The following is a 17,214-nucleotide window of genomic DNA, read 5'->3' on the forward strand; positions in this document are numbered from 1 at the left end:
ATCTGGCAACGTGCTTGCCGTTGCTTTGTTGTCTTACAACGCCGCGTAGTGTAGTGATCCGATGAAGTGACATCACACCTGGTGAATGCCCTGGCGGTTTTTCAGGATTAAGTGGTCAGGATTCCTTCCTTATGCGCAATGACAACGCTGGATGCCGTAAAGCAAACGGACTGTATCGAGCGAGATATTGACGAAAATCAAGGCGGATTCGATATGACGCCAGCAAAACCTGCTTGCACGATTGATGTTGAACAAGAGAGCGCGCATCGGCGCAGAAAATTGTGATGAAGCGCGCCATCGCGTAGACGTACTGGATCTGTAGCGTATTCGTACAGATCGACAGGAAGAGGAACGCGAAGATTTCTTGATTTGGCGCAAATTCTGGAAAAATCCTATCCTGCAGGATGGGCGCGCGACTCGTCGAAGCGGCGTCGTCCGAGGATGAGGCTGCGGGCGATATTGTTAAACTGGAAGGGAAGGTAATTGAGGTCGTGGAATTCGATTGCCTTCGCTGAATTCGCAGAAAATTCTATCGATACGGTTAATAAAAAATTCTGACCAACTTCGATTTCGTGAAATTATCTGCAATTTAAAAGGAAACTCTGGGCCATCCTCTAACGCCTGAAAAAAGCAGATCCTTGGGTTTCAATCCCACTCTCCCGCACGCAAGCGCCACGCGTGAAATCAAATTATTTTTTCAGAATTCACTTATGGTTGCTGATGCAACGTTAATGAAAAGTATCGATTCGCGACGGTGATCGTCGTTCGACGTAGTGAACAAGACGAAGGCGACCCGCATGACTTCTTGATCGCTCGCGCGAACGATTTATCAATGATAGGGAAATGGCATGGGGCCATGATCCATAGTCGCCATTGCCGGCGATACGCCGCACCACGTCACCATACAGATGAATGGATCTCGCCCTGAAAAACGGACGTATTGCTTTTCTACCGAATACGCGCCGCCTGCCGAACGATTCGACGCATGGCGATCGGATAGTGGCGCCTTGTTCGATATCGACGGACTGGTAGAGCAGCAGAATCCGTACGATTCCAGCTTCGACTTTTCCCTGCTCGGCCAGATGTTGATCGGGGGCCGCCAGTGGCTGTGCCCATCACACGTTGCCGTTCACGCCATGAGTCGCTCGCCGCGGCGCATTCGGGCCGACGGTCTCGACGGCTATTACGTGCAATTGCAGATCAGCGAGACATTCAAGGGCTCAGCCGGGTCGCAGGTCGTCAACGTCGGGCCTGGCGAACTCTGCGTGCTCGATCTAACGTCGCCATTTGCGCTGCAGGTGACGACTGGCGATACCATCTGCATGGTGATTCCGCGCACTCTGCTGCCTGCGCAAGCCGCCCGGCTGCACGGCCATGCGCTGCACGGCGGCATGATCCGTTTGCTCGCCGACTATTTGCGCTCATTGCGCAGGAACGTCACCGGATTGACGCCACAAGAGCTCCCTAACGCGCAGCAGGCGACGACGAACGTGTTGCGGGCCTGCTTTGCGACGACGGATGACACATTGCATGAAGCCACTGTCGAACTGGACGCGCTGCTCGTGAACCGGGTAAGCGGCTACATCGACCGGCAATTGCTGTCGCCGGATCTGAGTCCCGATCGTATTTGCAAGGACGTTGGGATCTCGCGATCCCGGCTGTACCGCCTGTTCGAACCGACCGGCGGCGTAATGCGGCGGATCCAGCAGCAGCGGCTGATTCGTGCACGGGATGCGTTGCTTGACCCGTTCGGTCCACACCGAAAACGCATCGGCGAGGTGGCATGGCGACATGGATTCATCAGCGAAAAGCACTTCAGCCGGTTGTTCAAACATACTTTCGGTTGCACGCCGAGCGAAGCTGCCGCGCAAGCGCGGCATGAGCAAGGGAGCCGCGGGCCGGTGTTCGATACTGGCAACCCACCGGGGCATTCCTGCTTCGGCGATTGGATGCGCGAGGTTGCATTGCGATAACTCGCGTATCGAGCGATAGGGCGGCCGCACGGGCCGCCGCTTGCGCGTCAGTTCACTTTCAATTGACCACCACGACCAAGGCCGCCCTTCACGTCCTGCGCCTTGTAGCTGCGCAGGGCTACTACCATTTTGTTGTACGCGTCGATAAACGCCACTACCGTTGCCTTGCCTTCAGGCGTCGCGGAAAAGCCGCCGAGTGCGCCGCCCGCACCGCCTCCGAATCCAGCGAGCGCCGCGCCATAGTTCGTGGAGGTCGAACTGCCTTCCGCCGCGGAAATCTGCACGGCTGAGCGTACGTCGAACAAGGTCAGGGTCACCACCGACGCTTTCACCTGCAGGCTCCCAGCCGCCATCGCCAACGCCCGGTTGCCAACCATGCCGCCGAGTGCCCCAACGAGACCGCCGATCGCCGAATCGCTGACGACGATCTGCGGCTCCATGTAGTAATCTGCGGCGACCCGCTGACCCTTTTGCTGCTTCGAACCTGCGCGGTATTCACCGGAGTTGCGCTGCATGTCGGTGATCCGCGACAGACGCGCGTCCGCTTTCTGGTTGCCGACGGAAGTAATCACGAAGCAATTGGACTGCTGGACGGCGAGACGCAGCAGCGGCTCGATGGTGGTGATCTTCGTGGCACTGCCGAACTGCCCCCACCAGTCTGCGTTGCGGCCGTCGTCGACGGCAATCGTTCCTAGCGGCGACGCACAGCGCTCCAGGCCTGAATCCGCGCCAGCACTCGTGGCGCCCGCTGCCGCTCCCGTTGCACCCATGTTCTGGCCTCCCGGTTTGACGATACCGCCGCAGGCGGCAAGGGAGGCGGCCAGCATGACTGCAGCCGCAGAGTGCAGGCTGATAGGGTTTGAAAAGAGGTTCTTCATGCGATGAAGTGTTGTGTGATTGAAAACGATCGCCGCAGGTGCGTCAGTGCATATGACGTCTTATTTCCGTGATGCGATCTGGAGTCCTGATTATCTGGAAAATTAATACCCAAACCACGCCGTTTGCCGCCAGACGCCGACATACGGATAGCCTGATCGCCAATAGCCGTCGTAGACGTCACGCCATTGCTTGCGCCAGCGGTAGTCTTCTTCGTCGGATGACCTGGCCGCGCGTGCCTGCTGAAGCAGGGTCTTCGATGCCTCGTCGCCCCGGCTTACAGCGATCGACAGCCACTTTTCAGCCTCACCGGGATCGCTGCGCATCTCCTCGAGGCCGAAAAGGTAGAAGCTGCCGAGCGCCTTTTGCGCTTGCAGATTGCCGTTTTCGGCTGCAGTTCGCATCCAGACCAGCGCTTGATAGCTATCCTGCGGTACGCCATCGCCGCGGAAGTAGCGCAAGCCAAGGTCATAGGCCGCTTTCGGCTCTGTTTTCGCCACATCCTTCAGCGCAGTGATGCGTGGATCTTCGTCCTGCCGCGTCCCTTCGTTTTGTATAGAGGATGACTGATTAATTGGGCGATCGTGACAGCCCGTGTCGTCGCAAATGCGGAGGGTGTCGCTAACGGGAGGGGCTTGCACGCAAGCCGACAGGAAAAGCAGCAGGCACGTGGTGATCGGACGGAGCGTCATGAGGATCTTTAGCAGGCAAAGGTGAGCGCAGATAGCAGTAACGCGCGATTGGGAGCGCTCTTATGCGAGCGGGTAATCATAGCGATGCGCTTTGGAGGAGAGGTGCCTGTGCGTCCTGGTTTGGTGACGATGAATCCCAGGCTTGCCGCGATGAGAGGGGGGCGCCGCAACGGTGGTTTTGTTGATGCGGTACGCCGCGTGCGGTGGCGACGGTCTGTGGCGACGGCTGCGCCGCTATCGGTCGGTGCTAAAACCGTGGATACCGACGAAATCGTCGCATGTGGGGTGGGAATAAAGGGGGCGTCGCATCGGGGTGCGAGTCGCCATTTGGTAAAAATCCCACAAGGCTTGCGCCCTGTGGGATGTAGAGATCCGTCTCCGGCGAGGAGATCGTCAGGCGAGGCAATTCCCGCTCAGAGGTAACAGGTGCCGTCCACGTAGGCCTTGCGCCAGCGAACGATACTCACGCGCTCGAACAGGTCGACGCGCGAGAACGGGTCCTGAGCGATGAACTGCTCCGCTTCCTCGCGCGTTTCGACATCGACGATATAGATGCCGCCGCCCGCACTCGAACCGTCGTCGTTGAGCTTGGCGCCGCAGGCAAGCAGCAGCGTCTTGTGTTGCGCGAGAAAGTCCAGGTGCGCGTCGCGTTCGCGCGCGCGCACGTGGCCGTGCTCCGGTTTGTCGAAGGTCTCGATCAGAAACGGCATGCGGTGCTCCGTGTTCAGTTCGGCGCGATCGCGGAGGGATGCTGCGCGAGCGGCGTCACGCTGATTTTCATGAACGGAAACAGCGGCAGCGCCGAAAGCAGCGTGTGCAGTTCGTCGTTCGATTCCACGTCGAATACGCTGTAATTCGCGTACTCGCCCGCCACGCGCCACAGATGACGCCACTTGCCTTCGTGCTGGAGCCGTTGCGAGAAGGCTTTTTCTTCGGCCTTGAGCTTGTCGGCATAGGCGGCGTCGGTGCCGTGGGGAATCTGCACTTGCATGTGGACGAGATACAGCATGGTTGATCTCCAGTGAAAATCGGGTTCAGAAAAAGCCGTTGGGCGGGCCGCTATATCAGCCCCACGCGAGGATCGCGACCGAATAGACGATGCCGATCCAGAACATCATGATGACCGTATAGCCCATGATGTCCTTGAGTTTGAGCTTGGAAAGCGCGAGCGCCGGCAGGATCCAGAACGGCTGCACCAGATCGTTCCACGCATTGCCGAGCATCACGGCCGTGGACGTATGGCCCACCGAGGCGCCAATCGTCTTGGCGGCTTCGATCATGAACGGACCTTGAATGACCCAGTGGCCGCCGCCTGAGGGCGCAAAGAAGTTGATGACGAACGAGCTGATCAAACCCCAGAACGGCAGCGTGCCGGGCGTGGCCACTTTCACGAAGGCTTCGGAGAACGTATTGACGAGACCCGACGATGCCATGATCGCCATGATGCCCGCATAGAACGGATACTGGAGGATGATGCCGCTGATCGTACGGATGCCTTCGTTGAGCTTCTCCACATAGCGGATCGGCGTACCGAGCAGCAGGATGCCGAGGAACAGAATAAAGAAGTTGATGAGGTTCAGGTCGATCGAGCCGCCTTGCACGAAGTGCAGCGCCACATAACCCATGCCGATCGCACCGATCACGTAGCTCAGCACGCGACTGTTGTTCAGGCGATTGGCGAGCGTCTTGCCATCGTCGATGTCGATGGCGGGTGCAGCTTTGGGAGCCTCTTCCATCGCGCGGTCGATTTCCTTCACCGGCTGGCCTGCCTTCGGATGCAGCCACGCATTGAGCAGCGGCAGCGTGACAATGGTCACGAGGCTCGTGATAAGCATGGTGGGCGAGAAAATCGTTTCGGAGAGCGGAATAACGCCCATCTGGCCTTCGAGCGGATGGCCCTTGGTCGAGATCAGCACTGGAATGCTGGCGGACAGACCGAGCCCGTACAGCGTGAATCCGCTATACGCCGACGCGATAATGAGCGGGTAGTGTACGCCCTTGACGCGCAGCGCGAGCTTGCGCGCGACGATACCGCCGACCACGAGGCCGAAGCCCCAGTTCAGATAGCTGCCGATGCCGCCCACCAGCGTCGCGACGATGATGGCCATGCGCGGCGAGTCGACGTGTGCGACGAGGCGGTTGAGAAAGCGGTCGGTGAGCGGCGCGGTAGCGAGTACATAGCCCATCGCGAGAATCACGGCCATCTGCGTCGTGAACGCGAGCAGCGCCCAGAAGCCCTTGCCCCAGCTCGTGGTGAGCGCGGTGACGGTCTGGCCTTGCACGAATACGGCCAGTGCCATCGTGAGCAGGGTGAGGCCGATCGCGAAGACGAAGGGATCGGGCAGATACCGGCGCATCAGCTCGGTAAAGAAGGCAGTGACTCGCTGCATGGTTGTGTCTCTTTCAGGTCGTAATAGTTCTTGGGTCTCTCTCGCGGTTGGGCGAGTGAATGGACTGCTAAAGGGTCTTGAATCAATCGTCCGTCTGGGCGCTGTTCCTGCGATGCCGCGCGAGTTTCATCAGTTGCCGGTCGCGCCAGGCCACGCGCGCGTCCCATCGGTCGAGCGGAAGGGCGGTGCGCCGCGCGGCTTCCACCTGCGCGACGAGTTCGGGCGTCCACGGATCGTGCTGACCGCGCTCGGCGCCCATGCGTTCGTAGGACGGCCCCATCTTCTGCGCGTGCGAGGCGATGCCGCCGCGCGTGTTCAGATCGACGGTCTCGAACGGGCCGATCACCGACCAGCGCGGCGCAAGGCCTTCGCGCATCACTGTGTCGATATCGTCCACGGAAGCTACGCCATCGCGCACGAGGCAATACGCTTCGCGCAGCACCGCGCCTTGCAGACGATTGAAGATGAAGCCGGCGACTTCCTTCTTCACGCGCACGGGCATGAGGCCCGCTTCGCCGTAGAGCGCGATGGCGCGCGTGGTGGCGGCGGTGGATGTGAAGGGCGCGGGCACGATCTCGACCACGGGCACCAGATAAGGCGGATTGCCCGGATGCGCGACGAGGCAACGCGCGTGGCCCGGCAAGGTTTCATCGACGAATTTCGATGCGGCGAGGAACGACGACGCGCTCGCGAGAATCGCCTGCGGCGGCGCGTAGCGGTCCATCTGCGCGAACAGATCGCGCTTGAGTTCGGCGCGCTCGGGCGCGCATTCCTGCACGAGATCGGCATCGGCGACGGCGGCTTCGAGCGTCTCGACAATCGTCACGCGCGCCGCGATCTGCGCGGCGCTTTCGTCGATCAGCGCGAAGCGCGTGAGGTCATCGAGGCGCAATGCGATTTCGGCAGGCGCGGCTGCGCGCCGTTGCGCGTCGGGATCGAAGAGGCGCACGCGCCAGCCTGCGCGCGCGAACACCACCGCGAAGGCCACGCCGATGCTGCCCGCCCCGACAATGCCCGCGCGCCGCGCGGCAGTTTCCGTGGCTTGCATCGTCAGACTCCCGCAACGCCGACCGTCATGCCGCCGCACACATAGAGCACCTGGCCCGTGACGAAGCCGCTGCGCGCGTCGAGCAGATACGAGGCGGCGTGCGAGATGTCTTCGGGCGTGCCCACGCGCTTGACGGGCACCGCGTCGATGATGGCTTGCGTGCGCGGCGCGCCGGGCGGATTGGCGCGATCGAACAACTCGGTGCGGATCGGGCCGGGGCCGATGGCATTCGCCGTAATGCCGAACGCGCCGAGTTCCAGCGCCCACACGCGCGTCATGCCGATCAACGCCGCCTTGGTGGCCGAATAGGCCGTGCGCAGTTCCTTGCCGAGCGCCGCGCGCGACGACATATTGACGATGCGCCCGAAGCCCGCCGCCTTCATACCCGGCAGCAACGTCTGCATGCACTGCTGCGCGCAGCGCACGTTGAGAGCCCACGCCTGTTCCAGCTCTTCGAGCGTTTGATGCTCGGCATCGTTGGGCAGCACGATGCCCACATTGTTGACGAGGCGCGTGATGGGGCCGCCCGCGAGCGCCTGTTCGAGCGCGGCCGCTGTGGCCTGCGTGTCGGAGAGATCGGCGAGGATGCCGTCGCCCATGCGGTCGATCACGATCGCCTCGTAACCGTCCGCCTCGCAGCGCGCAGCGCACGCGGCGCCGATGCCGGCAGCGCCGCCAGTGATCAAAACTCGTTCTTTAGCCATGTCGATGATACGGATCGCAGTTGCGGAGGAGCTGCCAGATAAACGGCTAGATCGGCAGGATTGCTTATCGAATTCGTACCAGATCGAGAACGGGAAACACGGCCTCGATCGGGGACCGGATCTACATCAAACTGGTTTCAAACCGTGGCGACGGGCGTAACCGGCGAGCCCATTGCGCCAGGCAAACGCAGCGGCGGCGCGGTCAGCATGAAACGCGAACGTTGATGCGCGCGCAACCAGTCGGCGAGATCGCGCAGATACCATAGCTCGCCCAGCGGCAGGCCCAGTTTGAAAAGACAGTGGTGGTGCAGCGGCATCAAGGGGTGCTCGCCGGGCGTCGCGGGTGCGCGTGCAGGGTAGCGCTCGACCGCGTAGTTGTCGGCGGCCAGCGCGGCGATGCCGGAATCGCTGATCCATTGCAGCAGCTTGTCGTCGCGGCCATCGAGCGCGCTGCAATGGCGCGCGAGCACTGCTTCGTCAGGCTGCCGGTTCATCTCCAGTACCATTTCGGCGAAGCCGGTGCGCAGCAGCAGCATGTCGCCGCGCTCGACCTGCACCTTGTCGGCTTCCATCACGCGCATGAGGTCGTCGTAGCCGACCGTACGGCATTCACGCCCGAAATGCGCGGCGAAATCGACTAGTACGCCACGGCCTTGCATGCCCTTGACGGCGAGATTTTCGATCCCCAGCACATCCGCGTGGCTATGCTCGCCGCCGCAGGCGTGCGGCGCAAAGCCCTCGTCTGCGCGATATTCCATCGGGCCGACGATGTCGTGGTTCGCACGATAGCCGTTGTAATAGACGCTTTCGGCCACGCCGTCGCCGTCGGCATCGAAGCGCGCGCCCACATGCGCGAGCGAGTCCCATTGCGTCGAATACTGGAGCGAGAGCAGCACCTGGTCGTCGCTCACGATGTCGGTGGCGCTCGGCTCGTTGCGCGCGAACGGAAAATTCACATAGGGCAGGCCGTCGCGAAAAGTCGGGCGCAGCACAGGCGGATGGCGGCGCACGTTGAGCTTGCTGTCGCCCGGAAAATCGAGCGGCAACGACAAGGTGAAGGTCAGACCCGCACGGATCTCGCGCGCGCCCTTGAGCACCTGGTCGGCGCCAATGAGATTGGGGCGGCCCAACTGATCGTCGGGACCGAAGTCGCCCCAGTTCGAGCCTTCCGGCCGGTTCTTCCAACGCATGCTGTCTCTCTCCACATCCCGGCGCGCTGGCTTGTGCGCCACGCGCGCCGCCTTCGCTTCAAGCGCCGTCAGGCGGCGAGCAGCGACGGCGGAATCTGTGCGTACACATCGAGCAGCGCCTCTACGGCTTGCGGCTCGTTTTTCAGCAGACGCGCCTTGGGCGCGCCGATGACGAGCGCGAACGCCTCGCCATGAATCAGGAAACCACGCGCGAGACCGGCTACGTCTTCGACGCTTTCGCCTGTCGAGCGATGCCAGCCATCCACCACGCCTTGCTCGATCTCACGTTCGAGCTTCGCGCGGTCGAGCAGGGAACCGTCGGCGGCAAGCGGCATCGGCTCGCTGTTGTCCAGCAGCTTGCGGCGCGCATCGACGCTGAGCGCGCCCAGCAGCGCTTTGCCCGCGGCGCTCGCGATCGACATGAATCCGCCCGGCTCGTCGCTATAGCGAATCTTCTGGCGCGACTCCACCACGTCGAGATAGACGACGCGATTGCCCGCGAGCGATGCCAGGCCGGCCGTTTCGCCGGTGGCGTCGCGCAGCGCGAAAAGCAGCGGCTGGAACATCAGCGTGAGCGGGTCCTCGCTGCAAATGTCGCGCGCGACGTGCAGCAAACGCTGCGTAGGGTAATAGCCCGCCTTCACGCCTGGCGCGTAGAGGTAGCCCTTGGCCACCATCGTCTGCAAGAGGGCGTGACAGCTCGAAAGCGGGATCTCGGTTCGACGCGCAATTTCGCTGTAGATCATCGGCTGCCGGACTTCGGCAAAGAGGTTGATCACATCGAAGACGCGGACAGCAGTTTTCACATCCATGACAGCATTATCGGCATAGTGATAACGTTCTGACAATATGCTTACGGGTAAACACCTAAGTTGCGCGTGTCGACGCCTGCACTTCGGGCTTCCCGGCCAGGCCCGGCCACTCTCGAATCGCCCCTCCGAATAAACGGATAGCGAACGGCGAGTAGCCGGATAGCTCCGGCTTTATTGCAGGTATCCAATGCTCTCAATCCCCAACCCCACAGACAGGACCTGTCATGTCGACACAAGAGAGCATGGCGAGTACGGCGGAAAGTCCGGCTCAATGGCGCGAGTTCATCGACGGCTGCATCGATTTCCGGCCTGCGGAAGGCGTCTATCGCATCGCCCGCGAGATGTTCACGGAACCGCAACTGTTCGAGCTCGAGATGGAGTTGATCTTCGAGAAGAACTGGATCTACGCCTGTCACGAGAGCGAGATCGCGAAGCCGCACGATTTCCTCACGATGCGCGCTGGCCGTCAGCCGATGATCATTTCGCGCGACGGCAACGGCGAACTCAACGCGATGATCAATGCGTGCCAGCATCGCGGCGCCACGCTCACCCGCATGACCAAGGGCAACCAGTCGACCTTCACGTGCCCGTTCCATGCCTGGTGTTACAAGAGCGACGGACGCCTCGTCAAGGTCAAGGCGCCGGGGGAGTACTGCGAAGATTTCGACAAGTCGACGCGCGGTCTCAAGAAGGCGCGTATCGCGAGCTACAAGGGCTTCGTGTTCGTCAGCCTCGATACCGAGGCGACCAACACGCTCGAAGAGTATCTCGGCGATGCCCGCATTTTCTTCGACATGATGGTTGCGCAGTCACCGACCGGCGAGTTGGAAGTGCTGCCCGGCAAATCGACGTATAGCTACGAAGGTAACTGGAAACTGCAGAACGAGAACGGTCTGGACGGCTATCACGTCAGCACGGTTCACTACAACTATGTCGCGACAGTGCAGCGTCGTCAGGAAGAGAACGCGAAGAAGGGCGGCGAGGACAGCGCAACGCTCGACTACAGCAAGCTCGGCGCTGGCGATGCCGAAACCGACGATGGCTGGTTTGCATTCCGCAACGGCCACACGGTGCTGTTCAGCGATATGCCCAACCCGGCGGTGCGCCCCGGTTACGCGAGCGTGATGCCGCGCCTCGTCGAGGCCTATGGTCAGGAGAAGGCCGAGTGGATGATGCATCGCCTGCGCAACCTGAACATCTATCCGAGCCTGTTTTTCATGGACCAGATCAGCTCGCAACTGCGCATCGTGCGTCCGGTGGCCTGGAACAAGACCGAGGTCATCAGCCAGTGTATCGGCGTGAAGGGCGAATCGGATGCGGATCGAGAGAATCGCATCCGCCAGTTCGAGGACTTCTTCAACGTCTCGGGCATGGGTACGCCTGACGATCTCGTCGAATTCCGCGAGCAGCAACGCGGCTTCCAGGCGCGGCTGGAGCGCTGGAGCGATATCTCGCGCGGCCATCACAAATGGCAGGAAGGCGAAACCGCGAATACCCAACTGCTCGGCATTAGTCCGGTCCTGACGGGCACCGAATTGACGCACGAAGGCCTCTACGTCAATCAGCACGGCGCATGGCGGGACTATCTGCTCAAGGGGCTCGACAAGCAAGGCGGCAACGGCGGGGAGAAGTAAATCATGCAAGCACAACAACATTCGGTCGAGCAATTTCTCTATCGTAAATCCGAGCTTTGCGACGAACAAAGCTGGGATGCGTATCTCGATCTGTTCGACGAAAACAGCGTCTTTCACGTGCCGCAATGGGATTCCGAACATGCGTACACGACGGACCCAAAGCGCGGCATGTCGCTGATCTATTACGCCAATCGTAGTGGCCTTGAAGACCGCGTGTTCCGGCTGCGCACGGGTAAATCGGCCGCTTCAACGCCGATGCCGCGCACGATGCACGCCATCAGCAATGTGCGCATCGAACCGGTTGAATCGGGTACGCCCGGCGAGATCGAGGTGAAGACCAACTGGACCACGTTTTATGCGCGGCACGGCGTGGCGGAACACTTCTTCGGTCGCGCAACCTATCGGCTGCGGCCCGACGGCGAAAGCTGGAAGATCACGCGCAAGCACGTATTGCTGCTCAACGACACCATCAACGCGGTGTTGGACTTTTATCATCTGTAAGAGAGACGTGCGATGAGCTACAAGATCGCCTTCAATTTCGCCGACGGCAAGACCGCGTTTTTCGGTATCCGGCCCAATGAACTCCTGCTCGATGCCGCGTTGCGAAGCGGCATCAATCTTCCCCTCGATTGTCGCGAGGGCGTGTGCGGGACGTGCCAGGGTCGCTGTGAATCGGGCGCCTACACGCAGGATTACGTCGACGAGGAAACCCTCTCCGCCGAAGATGTGGCGCAGCGCAAGATCCTGTCGTGCCAGACGCGTGTGCAATCCGACGCGTCGTTTTATTTCGACTTCGATTCGAGCCTGTGCAGTGCCGAGGCGGCGAGCCTCACCTCGGGGCGCGTCACTGAAATTCGTCAGGTTTCCGAAACGACGGCGATCCTGCATCTCGATGCCAGCTCGCACGCACAAGCGCTCGAATTCTTGCCGGGCCAGTATGCGCGGCTGAAGATTCCCGGCACCGACGTCTGGCGCTCGTACTCGTTCGCCAACCGGCCCAGCGCGGACAACCAGTTGCAGTTCCTGATCCGCCTGTTGCCGGATGGCGCCATGAGCAACTATATGCGCGAGCGCTGCGAAGTCGGCCAGACCATCGAATTCGAAGCGCCGTTCGGCGCGTTCTACCTGCGCGAGGTCGAGCGCCCGGTCGTCATGGTGGCGGGGGGCACGGGGCTGTCGGCGTTTCTCGGCATGCTCGACGACCTTGCCGAGCGCGGCGGTTGCGGCCAACCGGTTCACCTCTACTACGGCGTGACGAATGCCCGCGATCTTTGCGAGGTCGAGCGCATCGAAGCCTACGCGTCGCGAATTGCGCAGTTCAGCCACGATATCGTGGTGATGAACCCGGCACCGGAATGGACGGGCCGCACGGGGCTGATTCCCGACCATCTGCCGCGCGAGCAGCTTGCGGCCACCCCGTTCGATATGTACCTGTGCGGGCCGCCGCCGATGGTTGAAGCGATCCGGGCGTGGTTCAAGGAGGCCGGAATTGTCGATCACCGTCTTTACTACGAGAAGTTTGGCGACAGCAATAGCCGGTAGTGACTGCCGACAGTAAATAAATCCGGTCAGAGGGCTAGCCAAACCCTGACCGGATTTCTTTTTCGCGTGGCTTCGGATTACCATGTGGCCTTAGTCAAACCGTGCTCATCGCGTCATGCACTCCCATCCTTCCAGCGAGATCAATGGTATTCACGCGTCGCGTCACGACTTCGAGGGCGCGCGTGACTGGATGGCCGCGATCTGCGGGCCACACGGATTGCAGGTACAACGGCCTCGGCAGATCCAGTTCAACCATTCCGGCACCGTGCTGCGCGCGATGGCCAGCACGCTGGGCTATGTCGAATACGGGACCGATGTCACGGTCTCCGTGAGCGATAGCGAGCCGCTGAACTGCTACAGCTTGAGCCTGCCGTTGAGCGGCGAGCAGGAACTCTCGGCGCGTGGCCAGCTTTGGCAATCGGATCAGGACAAGGGTCTGATCGTTTCACCGCACGAGGCGCAGGATCTGGCGATCAGCGGCAATTGCCGGAAGGTGATTGTGTCGATTCCTCGGCAGGCGCTGCAACACGTGCTGGAATCGCTGCTGCAGCGTCCAGTCGACGCGCCGATCGCGTTCGAGCCCCACATGGATGCGGCCAGCGGCCAGCAGGCTGCGTGGTGGCGCATGGTGAAATTTTTCGCGGGCGAACTGGACCGCTGTGGCGACTGGCTCAATCATCAATTGATGGCGCCCGATCTGGAGCAGACCCTCCTGAAGGGTTTATTGCTCGCGCAGCCACATAATTATTCCGAGGCGCTCGCTGAAACGATGCGCCCAGCCTGTCCCCACTATCTCGTGCGCGCGCGTCAATTCATTCACGATCATGGCCGCGAGGATATTGCGCTTGAGGATATCGAACGAGCGGCCGGTGTATCGCGCTACAAGCTGTTCGAGGAATTCAGGCAGTATTTCGGCCAGACGCCGATGGCTTACCTCAAGCGCTATCGGCTCGAGGCGGTTCGACGGGATATTCTCGCGGATCTCGCGGCAAGCAGTGTCTCTGCGATTGCCTTGAGCTGGGGCTTTTCTCACCTTGGCCGGTTTTCGGGGGACTACAAGGCGCTTTTTGGCGAAACGCCTTCCGAAACATTGAAGCGGGCCAGCGTGCGCGTGAGTGCGAAGTAAGGGCATGACTCGCTGCACATCTCTGCCGCAACTATTGCATTGCCAGAAGCTCCGACGAATCGAGAAAAAACTTTCGGTTACCTGCCATGCGTTCAACCATGAAGTCGATGAATGTCTTCACGCGCAGCGATTGTTCGGTTCGATGTTTGTAGTAGATATAGAGCGTGCCGTATTCCGTGACGTGATTCATCAGTAACGGAACGAGCCGGCCGCTTCGGATATGCGTCGTCGCATTGAAGCTCCCCAATTGCCCGATGCCGAGACCTGAAAGCACCGCCTGCGTTTCCAGTTCCGTATCGTTCACGCAGATGGCAGCGGGCACATCCAGATAGACGATTTCATCGCCGACACGAAACTGCCACTGCGCGAGTTTGCCCGTATTTGCGCGCCGATACCCTGTGCAACGATGTTGCGCGAGATCTTCAATGGTTCGCGGCGCGCCGTTGCGCTCGATATAGTCCGGCGACGCGCACACGATCAACTGAATCGGCACCAGCCTGCGCGCAATCGAGCCGCCCGAAGGCGGCGGCCCGCCGCGAAATCCCACGTCTGAGCGGTCGCTCACGAGATCCGTGAATTGATCGTCGAATTGCACTTCGAGTTGCACGTTCGGATAGTGCTTCTGGAATTCCTCGAAGTACGGCCAAAGCACCGGCAGTCCAAAAGCGCGCGGCGCACTCACGCGCAGCATGCCACCCACGTCGTCATTCGAGCGCCGGGCCTCATCGAGCGCTGACGACAGCGTGGCGAGCGCGGGCTCCACGCTGTCGAGCAGCCGTTGACCCTCCTCGGTCAGACTCAGCTTGCGCGTGGTCCGATGAAAGAGCCGCACGCCCAGTTCCTTCTCCAGTTGCATCACAGCATGGCTCGCGGCCTGCGGCGAGATGCCTTGATCGACGGCTGCGCTGCGCAGACTTCCGAGCGCGGCGGCACGCACGAACGTGGTGATCGCTCGAATTTCGTTCATCTCACTCGCCCCCGATTCGCAAATAAACCTGGATTATCTCTCCAGCAATATACGGCTAGTGTGTGTCAATGGCTGCGCCTACCATGACATCACTTCATCACCCACACGTAGGAGAGACATGATGGCTAACGTTCAACAAGGTAGCTTCAAGCGCGTCTGGTTCATCACCGGTGCGTCGCGCGGGATTGGTGCATTGATTGCCGAAGCCGCGCTTGCAGATGGCAACGCGGTTGTGGCCGCCGGACGGAACGTCCCGGCTATCGTCGAGCGTCTGGGCGAGTCGCCGTTGTTGCTGCCGGTTGCGCTGGACGTGACCAATGAGGCGCAGGCGAAAGCGGCCGTGCAGTTGCCAATCGAGAAGTTCGGTCGCGTCGACGTGCTCGTCAACAACGCTGGCTTCGGTCTGCTCGGCGCAGTGGAAGAGTCTGCCGACAAGGACGTCCGTCGCATGTACGACACGAATGTGTTCGGCTTGCTGAATGTCACGCGCGCCGTGCTGCCGACGATGCGCTCGAATCGCGCGGGCCACGTGATCAATATTTCGTCGATTGGCGGTTATCGGGCCGCAGCGGGATTTGGTGCGTATTCGTCGACAAAGTTTGCTGTCGAAGGCATTACGGAAGCTTTGTATGCCGAATTGAAACCGTTGGGCATCCATGCCACCGTTATCGAGCCGGGTTATTTCCGCACGGACTTTCTGGATGCGTCGTCGCTGCTCGTCGCGCCTGACGTGATCGACGATTATGACGCAACCTCGGGCGCGGTTCGCCGCAAAGCGGTGCAAATGAATCACAACCAGCCCGGCGATCCGACGAAGCTCGCCGCCGCGTTGATCACGCTCGTCGATGCATCGGACCCGCCGTTGCGCCTGCCGCTCGGCACGGACACGCTGGCGGCCATCGCGGCGAAAAATGCCTATGTGACGCAGGAAATGGAAACGTGGAAGGGGCTTTCGGCGTCGACCGATTTCGCTGCGTGAGTGATAAAAGCGGCGGCCCGGCTTGGGTTGGGCCGCCGCTGAACCTGGTGAATGGTATTTGTAAAAATCGGCGACTATAAAAGTTTCAGCGACAATTACAAAACCATTGCCATGGAATCGAAACAAGGTTGCTGCGCATCGGACCATCCGCAACGTCTCGCGCGACGCGGGTGGCTAAAGGCCGGAACGTTGGCGGGTGTAGCGACGCTGGCCGCGGCAATGGGATGGGAAGTCGACCTCGCGGAGGCGGCGGCATTAACCCAGGCCCAGCGGGACGCCATGACGCCGGACCAGATCATCGCCATGATGATGCATGGCAATGAGCGATTCCGTTCCGGCAAAATGAAAAGTCAGGACTACCGCGCACAGAAGCGGGCGAGTGCCTCGGGTCAGTATCCTGCGGCCGTTATCCTCGGTTGTATTGATTCACGCGTACCCGCCGAAATCATTCTCGACATGGGCATTGGCGATACATTCAATGCCCGCGTTGCAGGGAACGTCGCCAATCAGGACATCCTCGGCAGCCTCGAATTCTCTTGCGCCGTGTCCGGCGCGAAAGTCATTCTCGTCATGGGCCATACGGCGTGCGGCGCGATCAAGGGCGCTATCGACAACGTCGAACTGGGAAACCTCACAGGGCTGCTCGACACGATCAAGCCGGCGATCGCGGCGACGACCTATTCTGGCGATCGCAGCAGCAAAAACGCCGCGTTTGTCGATGCGGTGGCGCGTTCCAACGTGCGGCATACGATCGACGCCATCCGTAACGGCAGCTCGATTCTGGCGGGTCTGGAGCAGGAAAGAAAAATTAAAATCGTCGGATCGATGTACGACATTACGAATGGTGAAGTGACACTGCTTGAATAGCGCCCATATTCGACTCGCGCAGTGCGCAGCATGATTGCTGGCATTTTCGCGTGGATTGCCATATCGCATTGGATACGGCCTGCTAGACTGGAATTGCCCTGCAAACCCTGGAGGGAGACATGACGACCGTCTATGTAGTGAAGACTGGTATGCAATTCCTCTGCTGCGCTGAGGACGGCGACATTGGCATGGCGCCGGAGATTGAAGGAGCTAAATCTTTCTTCTCGTATGAAGAAGCGGAAAAGGCGGCGAGCGAGCACGCCGATCCTGGATTCGAAATCGTGACTGTCAGCGTTACCGTGCACTGACACGGACTTCGCCGCTGGTTTCCTGTGAAAGAGGACACCAGCGGCGCAGACGGCTATCGCTCAGCCACGGGCGGCCAACCTCTTTAACGCTCGACTTTACGCAGTA

Annotated in this window: 18 protein-coding genes; 8 read left to right on the forward strand and 10 right to left on the reverse strand. The window is 60.7% G+C overall.

Annotated elements, in window-relative coordinates; all coding sequences use genetic code 11:
* Nucleotides 1-1,007: 1,007 nt before the first annotated feature.
* Nucleotides 1,008-1,973 (forward strand): helix-turn-helix domain-containing protein, encoded by a 966-nt coding sequence (locus tag U5782_RS21410; protein WP_322045880.1) that lies wholly within the window; start codon nucleotides 1,008-1,010, stop codon nucleotides 1,971-1,973.
* A gap of 47 nt (nucleotides 1,974-2,020) precedes the next feature.
* Here U5782_RS21410 and U5782_RS21415 read toward each other — a convergent pair whose 3' ends face one another.
* From U5782_RS21415 to U5782_RS21455, 9 genes are all read right to left on the reverse strand, one after another.
* Complete coding sequence (locus U5782_RS21415; RefSeq protein ID WP_322045881.1) at nucleotides 2,021-2,851, reverse strand: hypothetical protein; 831 nt, start codon at nucleotides 2,849-2,851, stop codon at nucleotides 2,021-2,023.
* Nucleotides 2,852-2,953: 102 nt separating this feature from the next.
* A complete protein-coding gene (locus U5782_RS21420) occupies nucleotides 2,954-3,541 on the reverse strand; it encodes a tetratricopeptide repeat protein (protein ID WP_322045882.1) in 588 nt (195 codons plus the stop codon).
* A 413-nt stretch (nucleotides 3,542-3,954) separates the two neighbouring features.
* Nucleotides 3,955-4,251, reverse strand: coding sequence for a YciI family protein (locus U5782_RS21425; RefSeq protein ID WP_322045883.1), 297 nt, complete (start codon nucleotides 4,249-4,251; stop codon nucleotides 3,955-3,957).
* 14 nt (nucleotides 4,252-4,265) lie between these two features.
* Nucleotides 4,266-4,550 carry a muconolactone Delta-isomerase gene (gene catC, locus U5782_RS21430; RefSeq protein ID WP_027819040.1) on the reverse strand — a complete coding sequence of 95 codons (285 nt, stop codon included), beginning with the start codon at nucleotides 4,548-4,550 and terminating at the stop codon, nucleotides 4,266-4,268.
* A 55-nt stretch (nucleotides 4,551-4,605) separates the two neighbouring features.
* On the reverse strand, nucleotides 4,606-5,931 hold the full coding sequence (locus U5782_RS21435) for a short-chain fatty acid transporter (RefSeq protein WP_322045884.1): 1,326 nt from the start codon (nucleotides 5,929-5,931) through the stop codon (nucleotides 4,606-4,608).
* An 82-nt stretch (nucleotides 5,932-6,013) separates the two neighbouring features.
* A complete protein-coding gene (locus U5782_RS21440) occupies nucleotides 6,014-6,979 on the reverse strand; it encodes a 3-hydroxyacyl-CoA dehydrogenase (protein ID WP_322045885.1) in 966 nt (321 codons plus the stop codon).
* Nucleotides 6,980-6,981: 2 nt separating this feature from the next.
* Nucleotides 6,982-7,683 (reverse strand): SDR family oxidoreductase, encoded by a 702-nt coding sequence (locus U5782_RS21445; RefSeq protein ID WP_322045886.1) that lies wholly within the window; start codon nucleotides 7,681-7,683, stop codon nucleotides 6,982-6,984.
* Between the two features lie 137 nt (nucleotides 7,684-7,820).
* Nucleotides 7,821-8,873, reverse strand: coding sequence for a cyclase family protein (locus tag U5782_RS21450; RefSeq protein WP_322045887.1), 1,053 nt, complete (start codon nucleotides 8,871-8,873; stop codon nucleotides 7,821-7,823).
* A gap of 68 nt (nucleotides 8,874-8,941) precedes the next feature.
* Nucleotides 8,942-9,685, reverse strand: a complete 744-nt coding sequence (locus U5782_RS21455; RefSeq protein WP_322045888.1) for an IclR family transcriptional regulator — start codon at nucleotides 9,683-9,685, stop codon at nucleotides 8,942-8,944.
* A gap of 224 nt (nucleotides 9,686-9,909) precedes the next feature.
* Here U5782_RS21455 and antA point away from each other — a divergent pair, with 224 nt between their 5' ends.
* From antA to U5782_RS21475, 4 genes are all read left to right on the forward strand, one after another.
* On the forward strand, nucleotides 9,910-11,319 hold the full coding sequence (antA, locus tag U5782_RS21460; protein WP_322045889.1) for an anthranilate 1,2-dioxygenase large subunit: 1,410 nt from the start codon (nucleotides 9,910-9,912) through the stop codon (nucleotides 11,317-11,319).
* 3 nt (nucleotides 11,320-11,322) lie between these two features.
* Nucleotides 11,323-11,820, forward strand: a complete 498-nt coding sequence (antB, locus tag U5782_RS21465) for an anthranilate 1,2-dioxygenase small subunit (protein ID WP_322045890.1) — start codon at nucleotides 11,323-11,325, stop codon at nucleotides 11,818-11,820.
* Nucleotides 11,821-11,832: 12 nt separating this feature from the next.
* Complete coding sequence (gene antC / locus U5782_RS21470) at nucleotides 11,833-12,861, forward strand: anthranilate 1,2-dioxygenase electron transfer component AntC (RefSeq protein WP_322045891.1); 1,029 nt, start codon at nucleotides 11,833-11,835, stop codon at nucleotides 12,859-12,861.
* A gap of 115 nt (nucleotides 12,862-12,976) precedes the next feature.
* On the forward strand, nucleotides 12,977-13,987 hold the full coding sequence (locus U5782_RS21475) for an AraC family transcriptional regulator (protein WP_322045892.1): 1,011 nt from the start codon (nucleotides 12,977-12,979) through the stop codon (nucleotides 13,985-13,987).
* Between the two features lie 31 nt (nucleotides 13,988-14,018).
* Here the strand turns inward: U5782_RS21475 and U5782_RS21480 are convergent, their stop codons facing one another.
* On the reverse strand, nucleotides 14,019-14,954 hold the full coding sequence (locus U5782_RS21480; RefSeq protein ID WP_322045893.1) for a LysR family transcriptional regulator: 936 nt from the start codon (nucleotides 14,952-14,954) through the stop codon (nucleotides 14,019-14,021).
* 121 nt (nucleotides 14,955-15,075) lie between these two features.
* Here U5782_RS21480 and U5782_RS21485 point away from each other — a divergent pair, with 121 nt between their 5' ends.
* The 3 genes from U5782_RS21485 to U5782_RS21495 all read left to right on the forward strand — a co-directional run bounded on the left by U5782_RS21485 (nucleotide 15,076) and on the right by U5782_RS21495 (nucleotide 17,108).
* On the forward strand, nucleotides 15,076-15,933 hold the full coding sequence (locus U5782_RS21485) for an oxidoreductase (RefSeq protein WP_322045902.1): 858 nt from the start codon (nucleotides 15,076-15,078) through the stop codon (nucleotides 15,931-15,933).
* 111 nt (nucleotides 15,934-16,044) lie between these two features.
* Nucleotides 16,045-16,800, forward strand: coding sequence for a carbonic anhydrase family protein (locus U5782_RS21490; protein ID WP_322045903.1), 756 nt, complete (start codon nucleotides 16,045-16,047; stop codon nucleotides 16,798-16,800).
* A gap of 119 nt (nucleotides 16,801-16,919) precedes the next feature.
* Nucleotides 16,920-17,108, forward strand: coding sequence for a hypothetical protein (locus tag U5782_RS21495; protein WP_322045894.1), 189 nt, complete (start codon nucleotides 16,920-16,922; stop codon nucleotides 17,106-17,108).
* Nucleotides 17,109-17,214 lie beyond the last annotated feature (106 nt).

The sequence above is a fragment of the Paraburkholderia sp. J67 genome (genome assembly GCF_905220265.1).
Lineage (GTDB): Bacteria > Pseudomonadota > Gammaproteobacteria > Burkholderiales > Burkholderiaceae > Paraburkholderia.